Source organism: Corallococcus sp. CA054B (assembly GCF_003611625.1).
Taxonomy (GTDB): domain Bacteria; phylum Myxococcota; class Myxococcia; order Myxococcales; family Myxococcaceae; genus Corallococcus; species Corallococcus coralloides.
The window spans coordinates 1-21384 of the sequence record NZ_RAVY01000073.1 but is presented as its reverse complement, the minus strand read 5'-3'; the positions used below and the strand labels follow the sequence as shown (position 1 = coordinate 21384).

Sequence of the window (21384 nt, the reverse complement as noted above, 5' to 3'; positions counted from 1 at the left end):
TCACCCCACACATTTCTTCCCGGGGCTCCCTGTCGTTTCTACAGGGGGCCCTGGTTCGTTTTGCGGGGTTTGCTGGCACTCGCGGGTGTTGGAGTGTCGCGGTCCGGACGAAAGCGGGCCCCGGGCACGAGGCGCGCGGGTTGCAAGTCCATCCCGGGTCCGCCCCATTTCCGGGGCGACAGGCGGGGATGGCGATGGGCTGCAAGCGCTGCGTGGGCGAACACCGGGAGGGGGAGGCGTGCTCCGTCGCTGCCCGGCCTCCGGTGCCGGGGGATTCGCTGGAGGGTCAGCGGCACGGGCCGCTGCTCCTGAAGCGCCGGCTGGAGGTGGGGGCGGTGGCGTCGGTGTACCTGGCGGAGTACGTGCCCACCGGGCACCGCTTCTCCGTGAAGGTGCTGCACGCGCACCTGGCGGCCCGTCCCGCCGTGCGCGCTCGTTTCATCGCGGAGGCGCTGGCGCAGCGCAACGTCGTGCACCGCCACGTGGCGCGCGTGCTGGACGTGCGCCCCGGTCCGCAAGGGCTGCCCTGCGTGCTGCAGGAGGCGCCGGAGGGCGAGTCGCTGAGCGCGCTGCCCCTGCCGCTGTCGCCGGTCGAGGTGGGCGAGGTGTTGGATCAGGCGCTCGCGGGGCTGGAGGCGGCGCACGCGCGGGGGCTGGTGCACGGGGACCTCACGCTGGATTCGATGTTCGTCACGCGCGACGCGAAGGGCGAGCGGCGCGTGCGGGTGCGCGACTTCGGCGCGGGCGCGGTGCGGGAGGCGGCGCTGTCGCAGGAGGAGCGCGCGCAGGGCGTGACGGTGGGCTCGCCCACGTTCATGGCGCCCGAGCAGTGCGTGGGGATGAACCGGAGCCCTCGCGCGGATGTGCATGCGATGGGCGTGGCGGGCTACCTGCTGGTGACGGGCCGGCTGCCGTTCGGGCTGGGGCGCTCCGCGGATGTGACGCTGTTCCCGCCGCACGCCATCAACGCGAGCGTGCCGCCCGCGCTGTCCACCGTGCTGATGCGCGCGCTGGCCGCGAAGCCGGAGGAGCGGTTCGACAGCGCGTGGGCCTTCCGCGTCGCGCTCGCGGAGGCGCTGGGCCTGAAGGCGCCGGTGCGCAACGCGTCCGCGGATGCTCCCGAGGATGTGGCCGACGTGGAGGTGGTCGCCACGGCGGAAGGGACTGCCGAGCAGCACGACGCGGCGGACGACTTCGACATCGTGGAGGACGTGCCCGAGTGGGGCATGGCCGCCACGTCCGTGGAGGATGCGGCGCTGCGCGCGGCGGATGGCGCGCCGTCCAACGCCCGCTCCGGTGAGGGGGCCATGCGCTCGGAGGTGGCCGCGTTCTGGACTTCCGCCGTGGCGCTGCTGGGGGACGCCGAGCCGGAGCCGCAGGCCGTGTCCCTCGCGCCGGCCAAGACGATGAAGCTCGGCATCGTCGAGCCGAACTCCCTCCAGGCTGGCGCGCCCATCCTGCTGGTGGATCCGGCCTCGCCCCTGGACGTCACGGCGCAGGCCGCGGTGAACCCCACGTCCACGCTGGGCGCCGCGGCCATCCCGTTCATGACCCTGGCGCCCTCGCTGGAGCCCGTGTCCATTCCGTCGCCTCCGCCCATTCCGCTGGTGGACGTCGTCCATGAGGCCGCGCCCATTCCGCTGGTGAACCCCGTGCCGCCGCTGGAGGCCTCCGCGCCCCGCACGGACGCGCCCACGGACCTGCGCGTGCGCCTGGGCCTCACGCCGGGCGAGGTCCTCCAGCCCGTCTCCGTGAGCGACGTCGCCCCCGAGGGCCTCTTCGCCGAGTGCCAGGGCTCACTGCCTCCGCTCGCCGCGCGGCTGACGGTGGAGGTGTCCTTCCGGGGCGAGACGGCGCTGGGCGCCTGCGACGTCGTTCGCCACGTCACCTTCGACGAGGCGCGCACCTGGAACGTGCCCGCGGGCGTCTTCGTCCACTTCTCCGACGAGTTCCCCGCGCTGGGCCGGCTGCTCTCCCGCGCCCTCATGGAGGACGCGGAGCCCGCGCCCGACGCGGAGCTTGCCCGCATGCTGTCCCGCGCGGAGGCCGTCGCCCGGGACCCCTACACGCTGCTGGGCGCGAAGCACGACGCCGACTTCGGCGACATCCACCGCCGCGCCCAGGCCGCCCTGCGCCGCCTGGTCGCGTTCCAGCACCGCCCGCTGCCCACCGGCCAGCGCCAGTCCCTGGACGCCCTGCGCGTGCGCGTGCTGGCCGCGCAGCGGATGCTCGGCGATCCGCTCTCCCGCGTGGGCTACGACGCCACCCGGGGCAACCTGGGCGGATTGGCCCGCTGCGTGGCCGCGGGCGTCCCGGAGCCCACCATGGAGGCCCTGCGCAGCGCCTTCCTGGCCGCCCGGCCGGAGGTGGAGAAGAAGGCCCGCGCCCTCTTCACCCAGGGGCATGCGTTGGAGGTCCAACGGGCCGTCCCGGCAGCGCTGGAGCGCTACGCGGAGGCCCTCAAGCTGGACCCGCTGAACACGTCCTGGCTGAAGCACTACCAATCACTGCTGCGGCGGGTGCCCGTGGGCGCCGGGGCCGGCGCGGGGGCCCAGGCCCCTGGGGCCATGGCCTGATGGGGGCCATCAGCCCCCGCCGGGGGTAGGTTCCGCCCTCCCTGGAGGGGCGGGCGTTCAACAGTCAGCCGGGCTCGTTCGGGCGTGTGCAGCCCCCGGGCCCGCTCGTGTAGTGTCCGACGCCTTCCGTTACGCCCTCCCGGTTCCTGTCGAGGGTGGGGACACTGCCATGAACGCGCACATCTTCCGCGAGTACGACATCCGAGGTCTGGTGGACAAGGACCTCACCATCGAGGTGGTGGAGCTCCTGGGCCTGGGCCTGGGCACCATGATCCGCCGCAAGGGCGGCACCTCCATCGTGGTGGGCCGCGACTGCCGCGAGTCCTCCACGCGCTTCCGCGACGCGCTCGCGAAGGGCCTCACCGCCACCGGCCTGGACGTCTACGACGTGGGCGTGGTGCCGACGCCGCTGACCTACTTCGCGGCGAACACGCTGCCCGTGGACGGCCTGGCGATGATCACCGGCAGCCACAACCCGAAGGAGTTCAACGGCTTCAAGATTGGCGCCGGCAAGACGACCTTCCACGGCCCCGAAATCAAGGAGCTGCGCCGCCTCATCGAGGCGAAGGACTTCGCGACCTCCGACAAGCCCGGCAAGGTCACGCCCTACGACATCATCACGCCCTACAACCACTTCATCCGCCAGACGGTGAAGGTGGGCCGCAAGGGGATGAAGATCGTCATCGACGCGGGCAACGGCACGGGCGGCGCCATCGCGGTGCCCCTGTTCGAGAGCATGGGCTTCGACGTGGTGCCCCTGTTCTGCGAGATGGACGCGGACTTCCCCAACCACCACCCGGACCCCACGGTGGTGGAGAACCTCCAGGACCTCATCAAGAAGGTGAAGGAGGTCAAGGCGGAGGTGGGCATCGCCTACGACGGCGACAGCGACCGCATCGGCGTCATCGACGACCAGGGCAACGTGCTCTGGGGGGATCAGCTGATGGTGCTCTTCAGCCGCTACGTGCTGAAGGAGGCCCCGGGCGCGGCCATCATCGGCGAGGTGAAGTGCAGCTACACGATGTACGACGACATCGCGAAGCACGGCGGCAAGCCCATCATGTGGAAGGCGGGCCACTCCCTCATCAAGTCGAAGATGAAGGAGGAGCACGCGGAGCTGGCCGGCGAGATGAGCGGCCACATCTTCTTCAAGCACCGCTACTTCGGCTTCGACGACGCGGTGTACGCGTCCGCGCGCCTGCTGGAGATTCTCACGCAGGAGAAGCAGTCCATGTCGCAGCTGCTCTCCGACGTGCCGAAGACCTTCGCCAGCCCCGAGCTGCGCTTCGACACGACCGAGGAGAAGAAGTTCGCCATGGTGAAGCGCGCCACGGAGATTTTGCGCGACGCGGGCCACAAGGTGGTGGACGTGGACGGCGTGCGCGTGACGTTCCCGGACGGCTGGGGGCTCATCCGCGCGTCGAACACGCAGCCCATCCTGGTGCTGCGCTACGAGGCCAGCACGGAGGCCCGCGTGAAGGAGATCCAGGCGCTCATCGAGAAGACGGTCGCCCAGGCGCAGAAGGAAGTCGGCGCCTGAGCCGCTGACGCTCCACGCGAAGCACACGCACGCACGTAAGGGAGGGAGCTGGACATGCCGACGCTGGGAATCGACCTGGGCGGGACGTTCGCCCGGGCCGCGGTGGTGGACGGGAAGGGTGAAATCCTCGCGAGCGCCAAGGTCGCGGTGCAGGACCGCAGGCCGCAGGGCGTGGTGGAGACCATCGCCCAGGCGGCGGAAGAGGCGGTGAAGTCGTCCGGCGTGAAGGTGGACGGCTGCGGCGTGGGCGCGGCGGGGCAGATCCACAAGGACACGGGCGTCATCTCCGTGGCGCCCAACCTGGGCTGGCGCGACGTGCCCCTGGCGGCGATGTTGACGAAGCGGCTGGGCTTCGACGTGAAGGTGGTGAACGACCTGTCCGCGGCGGCGTGGGGCGAGCTGCACGCGGGCGCGGGTCGCGGTGCCCAGGACATCCTGGTGGTGTTCGTGGGCTCCGGCGTGGGCAGCGCCATCATCGCGGGCGGGCGGCTGGTGCAGGGCGGCGGCGGCGTGGCGGGCGAGCTGGGCCACATCAAGGTGGTGCCCGGCGGCCGGCTGTGCGGCTGCGGTGAGCACGGCTGCCTGGAGGCGTACGCGGGCGGCCACAACCTCATCGCGCAGACGAAGGAGCTGCTGGCGTCCGGCGGCTCGCGCGTGCTGGAGCAGCTGACCCAGGACGACCCGTACTCCATCACCCCGGTGACGCTGGAGACGGCGGCGGAGGCGGGGGACGCGAAGGCCAAGGAGATCCACGACCGCGCGGCGCAATTCCTGGCGGTCGCGGTGGCCAACTACGTGACGGTGCTCAACCCGTCGCGCCTGGTGCTGGGCGGCGGCGTGCTGACGCACTGCCCGGGCATCAAGCGGCTGGTGCTGGACGGGGTGCAGCAGTGGGCGTCCCGCGTGTCGCGCGAAGGCCTGCTCATCGCCGACGCGGAGCTGGGCGACGACAGCGGCATCATCGGCGCGGCGCTGCTGGTGAAGTGAAGCACCTGGCGCGGGCGGAGCCTGCTCTCCCGCGCCATGCAGTGCTCGCGGCGCGAAGGCCGCTGCCATGCGATGCGGCTCGCGCAACGCATGGCTGTTCCGCGGTGGGAAGGACGCCGGAGCGCTACGGCTGCTTCGGCGCTGGCGCCGCGCTCGCGAAGACGAGCTTCGCGATGCGCCCCTCCTCACCCACGGCCCAGGCCGTGTCCTGCTTGCGGGGCGGCGTGGACACGGCGTGGAAGCCGGTGGGGTCCAGCGGTTCCCACGTCCTGCCCGCGTCCTTCGACACGTCCGAACCCGTGGGCCCCACGGCGACGAGCCACATCTTCTTCTCGCGCGTGAGCGGGGCCACGCAGGAGCGGTAGCCCCCAGGCGCCTTCTCCGGCACGGTCCACTTGCGCTTGCCCGCGTCCAGCGTGAGCGCCGCGTTGCCGGTGGCCACCTCCGGCTGCTTGTAGTTGCCGCCTACGGCAATGCCCGCCATGGGGCTCCAGAAGTAGAGCGAGAACACGCCCGCGCCTTCCCCCGTGGCCAGCGGTGTGGGCGCGATGCTCCAGCTCTTCCCCCGGTCCGCCGAGTGCAGCACGCGCGCGAGGGAGCCCCCCAGTCCGAACCAGACATGGGACTTGCCGTACACCGCGATGCTCGTGCCGCTGGCCGCGAAGCCCGCTTCACCCTCGAGCGCTGCCGGAAGTGCCCCTTGCGGCACGGGCTTCCACGTCGCGCCGCCGTCCTCCGTGGTGATGACGACGAAGTGCCTGTCCACCGGGTCGCTGAACGCGATGCCGTGCTGTTCGTCCCAGAAGGCCATCCCGTTGAAGAAGGCCCCGGGCACGGTGTTGGTGAACTGGAGCGTCCAGTGCGCACCGCCGTCCGTCGTCTTGTAGATGCGCGACTTGTCACCGGCGCCAATGGACAGCACGTAGGCGGTGCGGTCGCTGAAGGCATCCACGTCGCGGAAGTCCAAGCCCTCCGCGTCCGGCACGGGGGCCCGCGTCCACGTCTTGCCGCCATCCGTGGTGCGCACGACGGTGCCCTTGTCGCCGCTGGCCCATGCGACGCGGCCGTCCACCGCGCTCACGCCGCGAAGCCGCACCGTCGTGCCGCTCGCCTGCGGCTCCCACTTCATGTCCGCGCTCCCCAGGGCCAGCCACGTCGCCAGCCACACCGCTCCCATCGTCATGTCCCGGCGCCTCCCGCGTGTTCGTCCGCGATGGAGGGACGCTAGCCGAGATGGGGCTGTGTCAGCGCCGCTGCTCGGCGGTGCTCGCGGCGTCGGGCAGCGAGGTGTCCTCGGGCACGAAGGCGATGCGGCACCTGTCCAGGTCGGGACCGCAGGCGCGGTCCAGGTCGCCGCGGGTGTCGCAGCCCGGGCGCTCCTCGCAGGTGTCCGGCAGGAAGGCCCAGACGAACTGGAGCACGTTGCCGCCCCGGCCCTCTGGCAGCGCGGCGAGGAAGTCCTGCTTCCGCTCCTCGAACAGGTGCGCCAGCCGCACGGTCTTGTCCTCCAGCTTCACGTTCCGCGCGTCCCCGACATACCGGCGGCTGGCGTCGTTGAGCTGGGCGTCCAGGAACTCCGGCTGATAGGGCGCGCCGTCCAGCCGGGGCCCGCCGCGCGTCCCCCGGAAGAGGGCGAAGTGCACGCGCGGGTCGGCGTACTCGCCCAGGAGGATGCGCTGCTCCAGGGCGTACAGCGTCAGCCGCTCGCCGCCCACGGGCCACGTGCGGCCCCAGTAGAAGCGGCCGAACCAGGCCGACGCCACGCCCTCCGGGTAGCGCTCCACGAGCTGCAGGAGCACCAGCGCGTTGTACGCGTTGATCCAATACGACAGCCCGTCCTCGGGCGACGGGAAGAGCTCCGGCGTCCGGTGTGGCGACACCGCCGCGAGCGACGCGACGAAGCGCTCCAGCGCCGCGCGGTCGCGCTTCAGGCCCACGAAGTCCAGGTCCCCGCTGGGGCGCACATGGTTCAGCGCCTGCGCGTAGTCCGTGTAGCCGAAGGGCCCGGCCGCCGGGGGCACTGGCGCCGGCAGTGCGCCGCGCACATACAGCCACGCTCCCGCGGCGAGCGCCACCAGCACGGCCATGGTTCCCACAGCGAACCAATGCATGCGGCGGCGGGGAGGGGCGGGAGCATTCACGGCCGGGCAGTCTATGCCACCCACCTGGGTCCGCAGCGACAGACCGCTATACTGCGCGTGCCATGGAGCCTACCCCCGACGTCGTCAGGCATTTCCATCCGGTGCTCCCCTCCCGCCAGCTCCGCCGCCAGCCCGTCCGCGTGGAGCTGGCGGGCCACGCCTACGCGCTCTTCCGGGATGCCGCCGGGAAGGCCGCGGCGCTGTCGGACGCATGTCCGCACCGCTTCGCGCCGCTGTCGAAGGGCATCGTGACGAAGGAGGGGCAGCTCCAGTGCCCGTACCATGGCTGGCGCTTCGACGCGCGAGGCCACGGCACCAACCCCAGCCAGCCGGAGCTGCGCCACTGCGAGGCGAAGAGCTTCCAGGTGGTGGAGCGCCACGGCTACCTCTGGCTCGCGCGCGCGGACACGCCCGAGTCCGCGATGCCGGAGCTCTCCGGCGGGGACTACGTCTTCGGTGGGACGTTCTCCACGCTGTTCGAGGCGCCGCTGCACGTGGCGCTCGACAACTTCAGCGAGGACGAGCACACGCCCTTCGTCCACACCCGGCTGGGGTGGAGCGGCGCGCAGGCGGGCGAGGTGCAGTTCGAGGCGCACAACCACGAGGACCACACGGAGGTGCACTACCGCGCCCCGCAGCGGCCCGCGCCCATCATGCGCCTGCTCGCGGTGGGCAAGGGGGACTTCTTCCGCAATGACTGGGTGACGCGCTTCGACCCGGTGCGCAGCGTCTACACCGTCAGCTGGGTCCAGCCCTCGGGAGCGCCGCGTCCCTTCATCACGCAGGCGCACATCTTCTTCGTGCCGGAGACGGCGCGCACCACGCGCCTGCATGTCTTCTCGTTCCTGCGCACGACGGTGCCCGCGCTGAGGCCCCTGCTGCCGGCGGCGGCGAAGGCCGCGCTGGGCCTCACCTGGTGGGAGGTGCGCGACGACGCACGCTTCATCCCCACCGTGGCGGACACGCCCTACAGCCACAAGGGCATGCGGCTGGACAAGTACGACAAGCCGCTCGTGCACCAGCGCAAGCTCATGGAGCGCATCTACTACGCGCACGAGGCGCACGAGCCTGGGCCGGCGCTGCCCCAGGTCCGTGACGCCACGGGCACCTGAGCGGCAGGCGCTCCGTCGCATCGCGAGGACCGGTGGGGCACGTGAGCCGGGCCTCAGTGCATGGGCGCGGGCTCTTCGTAGGTGGGCATCATCTCGCCGGTGCGCGCCTCGTAGGCGTTGCAGCCGCTGTCGCCGGAGACCACGAGCGCGAACTGCTTGAGCTCCGGCTGGTTGCAGCTCTGCGTCGCGTCGTCGCTCGGCTCGTCGCTGTTGCCCGCGAAGAACCGACAGTTCTTGCAGTTGCCCCAGGATGCATCCGCCATGGTTCCCTCCTCGTGGAAACGGGTCCTACAGAGGAGGGTGGGGCCGGTGACGGACCCCCACAACGAAGCACCTGCTTCCCGCCCGGGAGGGCAGGGGACCCGGCGCCCCAAGGCGGGCGCCGGGAATTCCACGTCACACCGCGCCTACTGCTGGGGCGCGGGCTGCTGCGGAGCCGGCTGCTCCTGGGCAGGCTGCGGCTGGGCCGGCTGCGACTGCGGCGCGCCGCCGCCGGGCTGCGCACCCAGGGCTGCCGCGTCCTTCTTCACCGAACCGGACTCGAAGGAGCCCAGCGAGTTGAGCAGGCGCAGCGCGGCGAGCGACGCCTGGAGGCGCTCGGACACGAAGCCCACCTCCGCGTTGGTGAGCGCGGTGTTGGCGTCCGCGACCTCCAGGTAGGTGGCGACGCCTGCCTTGAAGCTCACGTCCGTCAGGCGGTTGGACTCGCGCGCCAGCTCCAGGGCCTCCTCGGCCTTGGAGCGGTTGGCCAGCGCGTTCTCCAGGTCCAGCTTGGAGCGCCGCACCTCTTCCTTCACGCGGGCCTGCGCCAGCGCCTGGGTGACGGTGGCCTCGCGCACGCGCGACGACGCCTCGGAGAGGTTCGCCTCACGCAGGCCGCCGTCGAACAGCGTCCAGCTGGCGCCGAAGGTGATGGCCCAGGTCTCGTTCTGGCCGGTGAAGCCCGCCGCGTTCGCGATGCGGTAGGCGCCCGTCACGCCCAGCGTGGGCAGGTAGCTCAGGATGACGCCCGTCTTGTTGATGCGACTGAGCTTCAGGCCCACTTCCGCGGCCTGCACGTCCGAGCGCTCCTGGATGGCCTGGTTGACCAGGTCGTCCGGCGACGCCTGCGCGGGCACCGTCGGCTCCGGCGGCGGGGCCAGGTCGAAGTCCGGCTCGCGCTGGATGAGCGTGCCCAGCGCCAGCTTCAGGCCCGCGAGCGCGTTCTTCGCGCGCACCAGGTCCTGCTCCGCGCGCGAGCGGTCCAGCTGGGCGCGAAGCAGCGCCACGCGCGTCACCGTGCCCGCGTCGAACCGGGCCTGGGTGTCCTTCTCCCGCGCCTGGTTCAGCTCCAGCAGCCGCTCCTGGGCGCGCAGGGCTTCCTGCTGCGCCGCGGCGCCGTAGTACGCCTGCGCCACGCCGAAGAGCACCTGCCGGCGCGCCGTCTGCGTGTTCAGCTCCGCCAACTGCACGGACTTGTAGGAGGCCGCGATGCCCGCCCACAGCTGCGGCGCGATGATGGCCTGCCGCGCCTCGATCTGCGCGCCCTGCTGGATGAGCGGCTGGATGGTGATGTCCACCGGGGCGATGGGGCCCGCGGGGATGATGGCCGCCACGTTGTTGCGCGTGATGGACGCCCCGGCGGTGATGGTGGGCAGGTAGCCCGCCCAGGCCCTGCGCGTCGCGAGCGAGGCCTGCTCGAAGCGCTCCTGGGCGACCTTCAAATCGAGGTTCTGCTGGCGGGCGGACTCCAGTGCCTCATCCAGCGTCAGTACGGGCGCCGCGGCCAGTGTGGCCGACAGGGACAGCGCCAGAAAGGTACTCATACCGCTCGACCTCCTCACCGACCCGCGGGAGCGCGAGGCGGATCCGTCCGATGGACGACTGCGTTGCGTCCTCTACCCGACCTTGGCGCGACGTTGAAGTAATCCGCACTGTCGGATGTTGGAATATGCGGAATGTAGTACCGGTCAATGATTGATGATGTCAATTGTTTATGTGTGTCCGATGAATTAACGTAAATTCACTATGAATGGCTTCAGCGACGGTCCTAGCGAGCAGGTGATGCGCCAGCGGGCGACCACCACCGACCTGTCGGAAGGCGGGAGTGGGTTGTCAGAGCAGGCGTGGACGCTCCTCTTCGAGCTGCTGCACACGCACATGCGCAACTTCCCCGCCCTGGCGGCGGAGTTCGACCTGTCTCCCGTGCAAGCGCACGTATTGAGGCAGCTGGGCGAGGGAGCGCTCGCGATGAGCACGCTCGCCAACTACCTGTCCTGTGACGCGTCCAACGTGACGGGGCTGGTGGACCGGCTGGAGGCGCGCGGGCTGGTGGAGCGCAAGAGCAGCGAGCAGGACCGCCGCGTGAAGATGCTGGTGCTGACGGAGGCTGGCGCGGAGCTGCGCGGCCGGCTGATGGCGCGGCTGAGCGCGCCGCCGCCCCTCATCGCCGCGATGCCGGACGAGGACCTGGCCGCGCTGCGCGACATCATGCGCCGCGCGCTCAAAACGCAGTAGGTGACGGGCTGCCCCGGGCCGGAAGACTCCGGGGCGCCACTGTCAGTCCAGCAGGAAGGTGTACGAGTACTTCATCTCCGTGGCCACCGGCTCACCGCCCTTGATGGCGGGCTTGAAGCGGAAGCGGCGGATGGCGTCGCGCGCGGCCTCGTTCAGGCCGTAGCCGGGCCCGGAGATGACCTTCACGTTGCTCACCTTGCCCTCCGCGTCGATGGCGATGGACAGCGTGACGGTGCCCTCGATGCCCGCGCGGCGCGCCTCGTCCGGGTAGGGAATCTTCACCTCGGACGCGACGGAAGGCTCCGAGTCCACCTGGTACACGGGCACGTACTTCGGCGCGGAGTAGCCCTTCACGTCCTGCGGCGCCTTCGCGGGGCCGTTGGCCTTGCCGTAGGCGGTGTTGCCCACGGGCGCGGCGAAGGAGCCCGCGCTGGTGGTGGACGACATGGTCATGCCCACCACCAACGGCGGCGGCTTGGCGGACGGCTCCGGCGGCGGCGTGTCGTTGGGCGGCGGCGGGGCCTCCGTCGGCGGCGGAGGCTTGGGCGCCTCCGCGACCTTGATGGGCGGCGGCTTCACCTTCACCTTCGGGGGCGGCGGCGGCTTGGGCTCCTCCGGCTTCTCCTCCGGCGGCGGCGGGGGCGGCGGCTTCTGCACCTCCACCATGACCATCTCCACCGGCTTCTGGCTGGCCGGGAGCTTGCGGCCCTCCAGGGTGGAGAGAAGCCCGAAGCCCACCCCGTGCAGCGCGAGCGACACGAGGACGAACACCAGCAGGAACCGCGTGGAGCGGTCGCGCTGGGGCAGGGAAGAGGGGTCGAGGACCGCCTGGCTCATCGTCGCTCAGCCTCGTGTCAGGGCGTGGCGGGCGCGGCCCGGGCGGGGGCGGCGTCCTTCTCGATGTTGAGAGCGAACTTCGCGATGCCCTGGCCCTTCACCACGTCGATGAGGCGCATCACGCGGCCGTAGGCGAGCGTCTGGTCCGCGCTGATGATGGCGCGCGTGTCCTTGTCCTTGGCCACGGCCTCCGTCACGCGGCGGGACAGGTCCGCTTCCGTCACCTCCGCGCCGTCGAAGTAGAGCTTGCCCTCCTTGTCGAGGACGACGTTCACCAGGCCCTGCACCGTCTCACCGCCGTTGGCGGCGCGGGGCAGGTCCACCTCCACCGTCTCGCGGACGATGAAGTTGGCCGTCACCATGAAGATGATGAGCAGCACCAGCACCACGTCCACCAGCGGGGTGACGTTGATGCCTGAGATTTCCTCGTCGCTGTCGTTCGCGCCGCCGGCCATGGGCTAGTTGCCTCCCGCGGCGCCCGGCTTGCGCGCCTTCATGGCGCCCACGAGCGCGTGGCCCAGGGCGGTGGTGCGGCTGGTGAGCGTCTTCAGCTGACGGTTGAAGATGTTGAAGGCGACCACGGCGGGGATGGCGACGGCGAGGCCCACGGCGGTGGCGACGAGCGCCTCCGAGATGCCGGCCATCACCGTCTGCTGCATGGCGCCGCCCTTGGCATTCATGGCGCCCAGGTCGTTGAAGGCCTTGATGATGCCGAGCACCGTGCCGAACAGCCCGATGAACGGGGCGTTGTTGCCCAGCGTGCCCAGGATGGACAGGCCGCGCTCGTACTGGGGGCGCTCGCGGGCGACGGTGGACGCGATGACCTGCTCCACGGTGTCGGGGCCCTGGGGCGCGGAGGCGAGGGCCTCGCGGATGACGGCGGCCTCCATGCCCTTCTGGTTCTTCACCTCACCGGCCACGGCGTCGAACTCGCCGCGCGCCAGGCGCACCGCCAGGGCCTCCGAGTTGGGCAGCCGGTGGCGCGAGAAGTAGACGGCGCGCTCCAGCATCACCGCGATGGAGAGGATGGACAGCGACACGAGCAGCCAGAGCACCCACTCGGCGCTGCCCAGCGTCACCCCGAGCAGCTTGCTGCTCAACCATCCGAGTTCGGGGTGGGCCGCCTGGGCCAGGAGGAAGAAGGACGTCATGTGGAAGATGCCCGGTTCAAGAGTGGGACCGCTCTAACGCGCGGCGCAGTCTCTTGTTCCCCCCGACTCAAAAGTCAAATGGAACGGGGTGGAGTTCACCCTGCTGTCGCGTGCCATCGGACGGGCGCGGCGAAACCAGGGCGCGGATGTCATATGCCGGGCACCGGGAGGGACAGGCGTTGGAGTGCCTGCCCCTCCGGGTGGCTGTCGACTTTCAGGGTCTGCGGCTGGGGCTGGTGGTCTGCGCGGGGTCGCGCTCCACGACGGGGCCGAGGATGGTGTCGATGCGGCGCAGGAGCTCCGCGTCCAGCTTCACGCCGGTGGCCTTCACGTTGTCGAGCACCTGCTCCGGCTTGGACGCGCCGATGATGGCGGAGGAGACGCTCTTGTTCTGGAGCACCCACGCGACGGACAGCTGCGCCATGGACAGGCCCGCTTCCTGGGCCAGCGGCTTGAGTTGCTGGACGCGGGTGAGCACGTCGTCGGTCATGAAGTTGGTCATGAACGACGCGCCCTGCTGGTTGGCGGCGCGGGTGTCCGCGGGCGGGGGCTTGCCGGGGAGGTACTTGCCGCTGAGCACGCCCTTGGCCATGGGGGACCAGACAATCTGGCCCAGGCCTTCGGCGTCGGAGGTGGGGATGACCTTGGACTCGATGACCCGCCAGAGCATGGAGTACTGGGGCTGGTTGGAGATGAAGGGCACGCGCAGCTCACGGGCCAGCTTCGCGCCGGCGGAGATCTGCTCGGCGGTCCATTCGGAGACGCCGATGTAGAGGGCCTTGCCCTGGCGGACGATGTCCGCGAACGCGAGCATGGTCTCCTCCAGGGGCGTCTCCGCGTCGAAGCGGTGGGCCTGGTAGAGGTCCACGTAGTCCGTCTGGAGGCGGCGCAGGGAGCCGTGGATGGACTCGATGATGTGCTTGCGCGACAGGCCGCGGTCGTTCTGGCCGGGGCCGGTGGGCCAGTAGACCTTGGTGAACAGCTCGTAGCCTTCACGGCGCTGGCCCTTGAGGGCGCGGCCGAGCACGGCCTCCGCCTTGGTGCCGGCGTAGACGTCAGCGGTGTCGAAGGTGGTGATGCCCGTGTCGAGCGCCGCCTTCACGCACGCGACCGCGGCGTCCTCCTCCACCTGGGAGCCGTGGGTGAGCCAGTTGCCGAAAGAAATCTCGCTGACCTTCAGGCCGCTGCGGCCAAGGAATCGGAAGTTCATAGGGGGCGGCACACTAACCGCCGCCTTTGGGAGGCCGCTCGGGTTTCGCGGTTTCTCGACAGCTGGAGTCGGACGGACGACCGTCCACGGCGGGATTCGACCGTTCCCGGGCGTCGCTTGTGAACGGTGGGCCGGGTGTCCGACACTGGCTTCCACGCATGGCCGCCAGTGACGAACGCCGCTTCCAGTCTCTCGTGCTCGCGCCCATCCGGCGCGTGCAGCGGCGGCTCAACGCGGTCGCCTGGATTGGGGCGGGCATCGCTCCTGTCTGGGCCATGGCCACCGCTGGTGTGGTGTCTCGGTTGTTGCTGCGCGACCTGGCCGTCTGGGCCGTGCCCCCGCTCGTCATCGCGGGGCTGGCGTGGTGGTTCGTTCGTGCCCGTTCTCGCGGCGTGTCGTTGGAGTACGCGGCGGTGCTCGCGGATCGCTCCGCCAACGCTGGCGGCCTGTTGCTCACGCGGCTGGAGCGCCCCGTCGGCGAGTGGGAGCTGAGCCTCAACCAGTTCGCCCAGCAGGTGAAGCTTCCGGAGGTTCCCTGGCGCCGGCCCGTGGGCGCGCTTCTTGGCGCGCTCGTGTTCCTCGCCGTGGGGTTCCTCGTTCCGCTGCCGGCCCTGCGCACCTCGAACATCAACGCCGCCGCCGCGACCCAGGTCGCCGCCGTGCAGGCGCAGGCTGAAGCCCTGGCTCGCGAGGAGCCCCTGGGCCCCGACGTCGAGGAGGAGCTGCGCCGGCTGTCGGAAGAAGTCGCGCAGGGCCGCTTCGACTCCTCGGATTGGGAAGCCGCGGATGCCCTGGAGCAGCGGCTCGCTGAACGCGCCTCCGAGGCCGCCGCCGAGCTCAACCGCGCCTCCGAGGCCGCCGCTGAACTGGAGGATGCGCTCGCCGCCGCTGGGGGGGCCGAGGCCGCCACCCGTGAGCGCGAGTCCTTGGAGCAGGCGTTGATGGCGCTCGAGGCTCGCGCCAACGGGAGCGCCGAGGACTCCGCCGCTGGTGATCAGGAGGCTCCTGCCTCCGAGCGGAACTCCCAGGGACAGGGCGCGGACGGACAGAACAGCGGTGATCAGCAGGGCGCTGGCGACCCGTCGGACCGTGAGGCCCAGGCCCGCGCTTCCGCTCGCGCCCAGGCCTCCGGTTCGCCGGATCAGATCTCCGACCTGCGCCGCACGCTGGAGCGCCGGCAGCAGTCCCTGGCCCAGCGCTTCGGCGAGGAAAACGCGTCGCGAGGGAACCGCGGCGCCCAGGCCCGGCGTCCCACCCGGCGGCAGCAGTCCGGACAGGGGCAGAAGGGCCAGGGCCAGAAGGGACAGGGCCAGGGCCAGGACGGGCAGGGCGAAGGGGAAGAGGGCGACGGCGAGGGAGAGCAGGGAGGTCAGCACGCGAGCCGGGGCGTGCGGCAGGGCAAGGGCGAAGGCGCGGGCGTGAGCCGGGGCGGAGAGAGCCAACCGCTCGTCTTCGGCGGCGAGGCGGAGATGGATCCGAATCGGCTCGCGTTCCAGCCGCTGCCGGAAGGCAACGGCGGCGAAGCGGAAGAGTTGTGGGGCCTTCGCGCGGCGGATCCGCAGTCCCGGACGGGGCAGGCGGGGCCGTCCAGCGCGAAGGGCACGGGCGCGAAGGGCGATGCGACGGCGGGACCGACCTCCGGTCCGCTGCTGCCTCGCAACCGCGACCTGGTGAAGCGGTACTTCGGTGGTCCGTAGTCCAGAAGGGGGAAACGACGTGGCAGCGGAGCTTCTGAGTCCCGCCGAAGCGCAGGGCGCGGCGGACGTGGCGTCCCGGCTCAAGGCCGGGCTCAACCAGGTGATGCTCGACCAGGAGACGGTCGTCGAGCAGGTCGTGACGGCGGTGCTCGCCCGGGGCCACGTGCTCCTGGAGGGCCTGCCCGGCCTGGGCAAGACGGAGCTGTGCAAGGCCCTGGCGCGGCTGCTGTCGCTGCCCTTCCGCCGCATCCAGTTCACCCCCGACCTCCTGCCCGGCGACATCACCGGCACCTACGTGCTGGAGGGCGAATCGCGCCGGGACTTCGTCTTCCGCGAAGGCCCCCTCTTCGCGAGCCTCGTCCTCGCGGATGAAATCAACCGCTCCAGCCCCAAGACGCAGTCCGCGCTGCTGGAGGCCATGCAGGAGCGGTCCGTGACGGTGCTGGGCCAGACGCGGCCCCTGCCCGACCCCTTCTTCGTGCTCGCCACGCAGAACCCCATCGAGCTCGAAGGCACGTACCCGCTGCCCGAGGCGCAGCTGGACCGCTTCCTCTTCCGCATCCTCGTGCCGCCCGTGGGCGCCAGGACGCTGCGCACCCTGCTCACCACGCGCGTGCGCGGCGCGCCTCCCGCGCAGGAGCCGGTGCTGGACGCGGAGGGGCTGTCGCGCCTGTTCGCCGCCGTGGACCGCGTGCACCTGCCCGGCCCGGTGGCGGACTTCATCGGCCGGCTGGTGGAGGCGTCCGACCCACGTCAGCCTTCCGCTCCGGAGCCCGTGCGCCGCTTCGTGCGCTTCGGCGCGAGCCCTCGCGCGGCGCTGGCCCTGGCCGCCGCGGGCCGTGCTCGCGCGCTGCTCGAGGGCCGGCCCAACGTGGGCTTCGATGACGTGGTGGCCGCCGCGCCCGCCGCCCTCAACCACCGCCTGGTGCTGGCCTACGAGGCGTCGCTGGAGAAGGTGTCCGCGCCGGACGTGGTGCGCGAGCTGCTCAAGGCCACGCCCGAGGTGCCCCGTGGCTAGCCGCGCGCCCCTGGCATTCGCCGTGCTCCTGGGGGCCCTGCTCTGGACGGGCCTGCCGGGCATCCCCGGAGGAACGGCGGCCTTCGCGACCTCTCCGCCGGCGGCGGTGGTGGATGAGAAGGAGCCCCAGGGCAGCGGCTACCGCGAGGTGGTGGAGACGACGGAGAGCCTCCCCACCGAGGGTGACCTCAAGGCCACCATGCGCGTCGTCACGCTCGTGCCGAACCGGGGCTACACGCCCATCCAGGTGACGGTGCACAACACCGGCGGCCAGCCTCGCCCGGTGCGTCTGTCCATCCACTCGCAGGGGCGCATCATGGAGCGCTCGCTGGAGCTGGGCCCCCGCGAGCGCACCGTCACGTGGCTGCTGATGCCCGCGGACCTGCAGTCGGGGACCCTCAACCTGGACTCGCCCGGGATGGACACCGCGGCCCGGGGCTTCTACCTGGATGGCTACCGGGGCGCCCGTGTGATGGTGCTGGGCGACGTGAAGGCCTTCGAGGCCGCGACCGGCCTGAGCCGCGCACAGGAGAACATGGAGCCGCTCGTCGCCACGCGCTTCGTGGAGCCGCGCACCGCGCCGCGCGAGCTGGCGGCCTACGCGGGCTACGACGCGGTGCTGGTGGCGGTGCCGGCGGACCAGGTCCCCGACGACGTCTGGGCGGTGCTGGAGACGTTCGCCGTGACCGGCGGAAAGCTGGTGCTCGACCAGCCCCCCGCGAATCCGCGCCTGCGCTTCCCGCTGCTCCAGGATGAGAAGGCGGAGCTGTCACCCTACGGCTTCGGCTTCGTGCGCCAGTTCCGCGACTGCCGGAAGCAGAACCCGGGCTGCGGCTTCAACCTCTGGGAGGACACGGTGCGGTCTCCGGCCATGGTGGTGCCCGCGGGCCCGCCGCCCCGGTGGGAGCGCAACAACATGCTGGACGATGGGCGCCTGCCGCTGCTGTCGAGCGCCCGCGCGCCCGTGGGACGCTTCATGCTGCTCATCTTCCTCTTCGTGCTCGCGGTGGGGCCCGGCGGGTGGATGCTCGCCCGGCGCAAGGGGCCGCTGGCGGTGCTCATCGCCGTGCCCACGCTGGCACTCCTCACGAGCCTGGGGCTGGTGGCGTGGTCCGTGCTGGTGGACGGCTTCAGCGTGCACGCCGCGCGCTACAGCCTCACGCTGCTGGACCGCGAGCGGTCCCGAGCGGTGACGGTGGGCCTCAACGCCTGGTACGCGAACCTCGCGGAGGATAGCGTGCGCATGCCCGCCTCCAGCGTGCTGCTGGCCTCGGAGTCCTCGACGGGCCAGGAGGATCCGCCGCGCCTCCTGGACTGGACGAACGGGCTGGTGGTGAAGAACCGCTTCCTTCCCTCGCGCAGCTACCGCGAGTGGGGCGAGGTCGCCGTGGTCCCCTCGCGCGCGCGGCTGACGGCGCACAAGACCGACGGCGGCGTGCAGGTGCAGAACGCGCTGGGGGCTCCCCTGAAGGGCGGCACGTTGAAGCTGGACGGCCAGCTCTATGTCCTGCCGGAGCTGGCGGACGGCGCGGAGGGGCTGGCCCCGCCGGAGGAGGCGGAGGCCGGGGAGGTGGACCTGCTGGGCCTGGAGCACGAGCCACGCATGCGCTTCCAGGACGCGGTGGCGCCCCTGATTCAGGAGCTGGAGGACGGGACGTTCGTGGCGAGGCTGGGCGGGCGTGGCTTCACGCCCACGGCGGCGCTGGACGTGGAGCTGGAGGCCGCGCTGCACGTGGTGCGCGGTCAGGTCGAGGAGGCACGACGATGAGCCTGCTGGAGGTGAAGGGGCTGCGGCGCGACTATGGGGCGCTGCGCGCGGTGGACGACGTGTCTTTCACGCTGGAGGCCGGCGGCATCCTGGGCTTCATCGGGCCCAACGGCGCGGGCAAGAGCACCACGCTGCGCATCCTGGCCACGCTGGACGTGCCCACCGCGGGCACGGTGCTGCTGGACGGCACGTCGCTGGTGGACGCGCCGGACCGGGCCCGGCCGCTGCTGGGCTACATGCCGGACCGCTACGGCACCTACGACGACGTCACCGTGAGGGAGTTCCTGGACTTCTTCGCGCGCGCGTACGGACTGAAGGGCGCGCAGCGCAAGCAGCGGGTGGACTCGGTGATGGAGTTCACGGGGCTGGGGCCGCTCTCGCACAAGCTCACCACGGAGCTGTCCAAGGGCATGCGCCAGCGCGTGGCCCTGGGGCGCACGCTGCTCCATGACCCGCGGCTGCTGCTGTTGGACGAACCGGCGGACGGGTTGGATCCGCGCGCGCGCATCGAGCTGCGGGAGCTGCTGCGCGCGCTGGCGGATCAGGGCAAGGCGGTCATCATCTCCAGCCACATCCTCACGGAGCTGGCGGAGATCTGCGACAGCTGCGTCATCATCGAGCAGGGGCGCCTGCTGGCCCAGGGCAAGGTGGAGGACCTGCTGCGCCAGAGCGCGGGCCCGTCCCGCGGGATGGAGCTGACGGTGCGGCTGGCGGCGCAGGGCGACGAGGCCGAGGCGCTCTGGTCGCGCACGGAGCGCACGCTGCTGGAGCAGCCGCGCGTGAAGGACGTGGCGCGCGAGGGCGGCGCGCTGCGCGTGCGCTTGGAGCTGGAGGCGGAAGCGGGGCCGGCGCAGGCGGAAGCGGCCGCGGCGGCGCTGCTCGCGGCGCTGGTGTCGCAGGGGCTGCCGGTGTGCGCGTTCAGCCCGCGCGAGCGCAACCTGGAAGACGCGTTCATGACGGTGACGAAGGGGAGGGTGGCGTGAGCACGCAAGCGAGTCCCGCGTCGGGCGCGGCCGAGTCCGCTCCCGCGCCCGGTGTCCCCGCCGAGGCGTCCGACCGTTGGGAGAAGTGGGGCGACCGGCTCAACCCGCTGGTGGTGAAGGAGGTGCGGCAGGGGCTGCGCACGCGCGTCTTCTGGGTGAGCTTCGGGTTGTTGCTCGCGGCGTGCCTGGTGCTGTCGCTCATCGCGTTCGCGAACACGCACGACAGCACGTACACGCGCGAGGGGCGGTCGTACTTCTTCTCCTTCTTCGTGTGCCTGGCGCTGGTGCACTTCGGCCTCATCCCCTTCAACGCGTACCGTTCGCTGGCGCGCGAGCGCGAGGACGAGACGTGGTCGCTGCTCCTGCTCACGGGGCTGGGGCCCCGGCGCATCCTGCGCGGCAAGGTGGCGTCCTTCCTGGTGCAGGCGGTGCTGTACGCGTCGGCGGTGGGGCCGTTCCTGCTGTTCAGCTACTTCCTCAACGGCATCGACCTGCCCACCATCCTGATGGTGCTGCTGCTGGGCGGGGCGTGGCTGGTGTTCCTCACGCTCGTGTCGGTGTGCGCGGCGACGCTGGCGGACAGCCGGATGGGACGGGCCGCGGTGCGGTTCGCGCTGGTGGCCGTGCTGGTGGTGACGTTCTTCCAGGCGCTGACGTTCACCTTCGTGGTGACGAACGAGCGTGGCAGCGGGTTCTCGTTCGACCGGAACTTCTTCCTGGGACTGGGCGCGGCGTTCTGGCTCCTCATGTCGGACGGGTGGCTGGTGTTCGAGACGGCGGTGGCGCGGCTGTCGCTCGTGACGGAGGACTACACGCGCCACCCCCGGCGGGCGTTGGTGGTGCAGGTGGTCCTGACGTTCCTGGGGATGACGGCGGTGTGGTGGCTCATGGACCGGGATGACGACATCCCCGGGGTGATGGGCATCCTCGGAGGGCTGCACCTCATCTTCGCCACCCTCTTCGTGGCGACGGACGTGGACGGTCAGTCGCGGCCGCTGCGCGCGGGCACCCGGGCGTGGACGCTGTTCAGGCCCGGGGCGCTGCGCGGCTTCCGGCTGTCCGTGCTGCTGCTCGTGGGGTGGGCGGTGGGGTGCGGGGGGCTGCTGGAGCTGTCGGATGGGTCGGCGAGCAGCCTGCGGATGGGGATGTCGCAGGCGGCGCTGGCGCTCTATGGGGTGCTGTACCTGTCGGTGGCGCTGCTGTTGGGGCGGATGCCGCGCTCGGGGCGGTTCGCGTCGCCGGTGTCGGTGCGGTTGCTCTACGTCCTGGTGGGAATCCTGGGGGCCGGCGTGCCGCCGCTGCTGGCGGTGTTCCTGAACCTGGAGGGACGCGATGAGTTGCTCAACCTGCTCAACCCGATATTGGGGACGCTGAACTTCGGCAAGGACGACTACAGCGGCCTCAAGCTGCCGCCGGAGCTGCTCCTGTGCGTGGCGCTGGTGGCGTTCCTGTCGGCGTTCGCCGCGGACCGGGTGCTCGCTGCACGCGAGCGGCAGGCCCACCAGCAGTGAGCGCGATGTTGGATGAAGCAGAGGTGGCGCGCCTGGCGCCGGGGTTGAGCCTGGCGCTGCCGCGCCTGCCGCAGCGGGGACGGGTGGGCGAGGTGCGTGCCACGTCCGCGGGCAGCGCGATGGAGCTGCACGACTTCCGCGCGTACCAGCCGGGGGATGACCTGCGGCAGCTGGACTGGAACGCGGTGGCTCGCACGGGAGAGCTGGTTCTGCGCGTGCGGCAGGACGAGGTGTCGCCGCGCGTGGAGGTGGTGCTGGATGGCTCGCGCAGCATGGGGCTGTCGCCGCGCAAGGCGGCGGGGGCGCGGGAGGTGGCGCTGCTGACGGTGGATGTGGGCGGGCGGCAGGGGCTGGCGC

Annotated in this window: 19 protein-coding genes; 11 read left to right on the top strand and 8 right to left on the bottom strand. The window is 71.4% G+C overall.

Annotation, left to right across the window (positions count from 1 at the left end):
• Nucleotides 1–194 precede the first annotated feature (194 nt).
• The 3 genes from D7V80_RS19095 (at nucleotide 195) to D7V80_RS19085 (ending at nucleotide 5103) form a co-directional block, all read left to right on the top strand.
• Nucleotides 195–2576, top strand: coding sequence for a serine/threonine-protein kinase (locus D7V80_RS19095; RefSeq protein ID WP_158616665.1), 2382 nt, complete (start codon nucleotides 195–197; stop codon nucleotides 2574–2576).
• Between the two features lie 169 nt (nucleotides 2577–2745).
• Complete coding sequence (locus D7V80_RS19090) at nucleotides 2746–4116, top strand: phosphomannomutase/phosphoglucomutase (RefSeq protein ID WP_120589515.1); 1371 nt, start codon at nucleotides 2746–2748, stop codon at nucleotides 4114–4116.
• 54 nt (nucleotides 4117–4170) lie between these two features.
• Nucleotides 4171–5103, top strand: coding sequence for an ROK family protein (locus D7V80_RS19085; RefSeq protein ID WP_120589514.1), 933 nt, complete (start codon nucleotides 4171–4173; stop codon nucleotides 5101–5103).
• Between the two features lie 124 nt (nucleotides 5104–5227).
• Here D7V80_RS19085 and D7V80_RS19080 read toward each other — a convergent pair whose 3' ends face one another.
• The gene (locus D7V80_RS19080; RefSeq protein WP_120589513.1) at nucleotides 5228–6286 is read right to left on the bottom strand and encodes a YCF48-related protein; all 1059 of its coding nucleotides are present in this window, start codon (nucleotides 6284–6286) and stop codon (nucleotides 5228–5230) included.
• 61 nt (nucleotides 6287–6347) lie between these two features.
• Nucleotides 6348–7190 (bottom strand): DUF547 domain-containing protein, encoded by an 843-nt coding sequence (locus D7V80_RS19075; protein WP_120589530.1) that lies wholly within the window; start codon nucleotides 7188–7190, stop codon nucleotides 6348–6350.
• Between the two features lie 116 nt (nucleotides 7191–7306).
• Between D7V80_RS19075 and D7V80_RS19070 the strand changes: the two genes are divergently transcribed.
• The gene (locus D7V80_RS19070; protein ID WP_120589512.1) at nucleotides 7307–8356 is read left to right on the top strand and encodes a Rieske 2Fe-2S domain-containing protein; all 1050 of its coding nucleotides are present in this window, start codon (nucleotides 7307–7309) and stop codon (nucleotides 8354–8356) included.
• Nucleotides 8357–8409: 53 nt separating this feature from the next.
• Here D7V80_RS19070 and D7V80_RS19065 read toward each other — a convergent pair whose 3' ends face one another.
• Together D7V80_RS19065 and D7V80_RS19060 are read right to left on the bottom strand one after the other, a co-directional pair.
• A complete protein-coding gene (locus tag D7V80_RS19065) occupies nucleotides 8410–8619 on the bottom strand; it encodes a hypothetical protein (protein WP_120589511.1) in 210 nt (69 codons plus the stop codon).
• Between the two features lie 144 nt (nucleotides 8620–8763).
• Entirely contained in the window at nucleotides 8764–10161 is a 1398-nt protein-coding gene (locus D7V80_RS19060; RefSeq protein WP_120589510.1) for a TolC family protein, read from the bottom strand.
• A 202-nt stretch (nucleotides 10162–10363) separates the two neighbouring features.
• On the opposite strand from D7V80_RS19060, the gene D7V80_RS19055 reads away from it, so the two are divergent.
• On the top strand, nucleotides 10364–10852 hold the full coding sequence (locus tag D7V80_RS19055; protein WP_120589509.1) for a MarR family winged helix-turn-helix transcriptional regulator: 489 nt from the start codon (nucleotides 10364–10366) through the stop codon (nucleotides 10850–10852).
• Between the two features lie 42 nt (nucleotides 10853–10894).
• Here D7V80_RS19055 and D7V80_RS19050 read toward each other — a convergent pair whose 3' ends face one another.
• From D7V80_RS19050 to D7V80_RS19035, 4 genes are all read right to left on the bottom strand, one after another.
• A complete protein-coding gene (locus D7V80_RS19050; RefSeq protein ID WP_120589508.1) occupies nucleotides 10895–11689 on the bottom strand; it encodes an energy transducer TonB in 795 nt (264 codons plus the stop codon).
• Nucleotides 11690–11706: 17 nt separating this feature from the next.
• A complete protein-coding gene (locus tag D7V80_RS19045) occupies nucleotides 11707–12144 on the bottom strand; it encodes a biopolymer transporter ExbD (protein ID WP_120589507.1) in 438 nt (145 codons plus the stop codon).
• Between the two features lie 3 nt (nucleotides 12145–12147).
• Entirely contained in the window at nucleotides 12148–12840 is a 693-nt protein-coding gene (locus tag D7V80_RS19040) for a MotA/TolQ/ExbB proton channel family protein (protein WP_120589506.1), read from the bottom strand.
• Nucleotides 12841–13054: 214 nt separating this feature from the next.
• Nucleotides 13055–14050, bottom strand: a complete 996-nt coding sequence (locus D7V80_RS19035; protein WP_120589505.1) for an aldo/keto reductase family protein — start codon at nucleotides 14048–14050, stop codon at nucleotides 13055–13057.
• 158 nt (nucleotides 14051–14208) lie between these two features.
• On the opposite strand from D7V80_RS19035, the gene D7V80_RS19030 reads away from it, so the two are divergent.
• From D7V80_RS19030 to D7V80_RS19005, 6 genes are all read left to right on the top strand, one after another.
• Nucleotides 14209–15747 carry a hypothetical protein gene (locus D7V80_RS19030; RefSeq protein ID WP_120589504.1) on the top strand — a complete coding sequence of 513 codons (1539 nt, stop codon included), beginning with the start codon at nucleotides 14209–14211 and terminating at the stop codon, nucleotides 15745–15747.
• A gap of 19 nt (nucleotides 15748–15766) precedes the next feature.
• The gene (locus tag D7V80_RS19025) at nucleotides 15767–16765 is read left to right on the top strand and encodes a MoxR family ATPase (protein ID WP_014399862.1); all 999 of its coding nucleotides are present in this window, start codon (nucleotides 15767–15769) and stop codon (nucleotides 16763–16765) included.
• Nucleotides 16758–18533, top strand: a complete 1776-nt coding sequence (locus tag D7V80_RS19020; RefSeq protein ID WP_120589503.1) for a hypothetical protein — start codon at nucleotides 16758–16760, stop codon at nucleotides 18531–18533. The genes D7V80_RS19025 and D7V80_RS19020 overlap by 8 nt, the downstream gene beginning before the upstream one ends.
• On the top strand, nucleotides 18530–19516 hold the full coding sequence (locus tag D7V80_RS19015) for an ABC transporter ATP-binding protein (RefSeq protein ID WP_120589502.1): 987 nt from the start codon (nucleotides 18530–18532) through the stop codon (nucleotides 19514–19516). Before D7V80_RS19020 ends, D7V80_RS19015 begins: the two co-directional genes overlap by 4 nt.
• Entirely contained in the window at nucleotides 19513–21027 is a 1515-nt protein-coding gene (locus tag D7V80_RS19010) for an ABC transporter permease (protein WP_120589501.1), read from the top strand. The genes D7V80_RS19015 and D7V80_RS19010 overlap by 4 nt, the downstream gene beginning before the upstream one ends.
• A 5-nt stretch (nucleotides 21028–21032) precedes the next feature.
• Nucleotides 21033–21384 (top strand): DUF58 domain-containing protein (locus tag D7V80_RS19005; RefSeq protein WP_199738752.1); only part of this gene is annotated, 352 nt, incomplete at its 3' end.

What these genes read in the sequence shown, in the direction of transcription:
- D7V80_RS19095 (WP_158616665.1), top strand. Translation starts at nt 195, where the DNA reads ATGGGCTGCAAGCGCTGCGTGGGCGAACACCGGGAGGGGGAGGCGTGC.
- D7V80_RS19090 (WP_120589515.1), top strand. Translation starts at nt 2,746, where the DNA reads ATGAACGCGCACATCTTCCGCGAGTACGACATCCGAGGTCTGGTGGAC.
- D7V80_RS19085 (WP_120589514.1), top strand. Translation starts at nt 4,171, where the DNA reads ATGCCGACGCTGGGAATCGACCTGGGCGGGACGTTCGCCCGGGCCGCG.
- D7V80_RS19080 (WP_120589513.1), bottom strand. Translation starts at nt 6,286, where the DNA reads ATGACGATGGGAGCGGTGTGGCTGGCGACGTGGCTGGCCCTGGGGAGC.
- D7V80_RS19075 (WP_120589530.1), bottom strand. Translation starts at nt 7,190, where the DNA reads ATGGCCGTGCTGGTGGCGCTCGCCGCGGGAGCGTGGCTGTATGTGCGC.
- D7V80_RS19070 (WP_120589512.1), top strand. Translation starts at nt 7,307, where the DNA reads ATGGAGCCTACCCCCGACGTCGTCAGGCATTTCCATCCGGTGCTCCCC.
- D7V80_RS19065 (WP_120589511.1), bottom strand. Translation starts at nt 8,619, where the DNA reads ATGGCGGATGCATCCTGGGGCAACTGCAAGAACTGTCGGTTCTTCGCG.
- D7V80_RS19060 (WP_120589510.1), bottom strand. Translation starts at nt 10,161, where the DNA reads ATGAGTACCTTTCTGGCGCTGTCCCTGTCGGCCACACTGGCCGCGGCG.
- D7V80_RS19055 (WP_120589509.1), top strand. Translation starts at nt 10,364, where the DNA reads ATGAATGGCTTCAGCGACGGTCCTAGCGAGCAGGTGATGCGCCAGCGG.
- D7V80_RS19050 (WP_120589508.1), bottom strand. Translation starts at nt 11,689, where the DNA reads ATGAGCCAGGCGGTCCTCGACCCCTCTTCCCTGCCCCAGCGCGACCGC.
- D7V80_RS19045 (WP_120589507.1), bottom strand. Translation starts at nt 12,144, where the DNA reads ATGGCCGGCGGCGCGAACGACAGCGACGAGGAAATCTCAGGCATCAAC.
- D7V80_RS19040 (WP_120589506.1), bottom strand. Translation starts at nt 12,840, where the DNA reads ATGACGTCCTTCTTCCTCCTGGCCCAGGCGGCCCACCCCGAACTCGGA.
- D7V80_RS19035 (WP_120589505.1), bottom strand. Translation starts at nt 14,050, where the DNA reads ATGAACTTCCGATTCCTTGGCCGCAGCGGCCTGAAGGTCAGCGAGATT.
- D7V80_RS19030 (WP_120589504.1), top strand. Translation starts at nt 14,209, where the DNA reads ATGGCCGCCAGTGACGAACGCCGCTTCCAGTCTCTCGTGCTCGCGCCC.
- D7V80_RS19015 (WP_120589502.1), top strand. Translation starts at nt 18,530, where the DNA reads ATGAGCCTGCTGGAGGTGAAGGGGCTGCGGCGCGACTATGGGGCGCTG.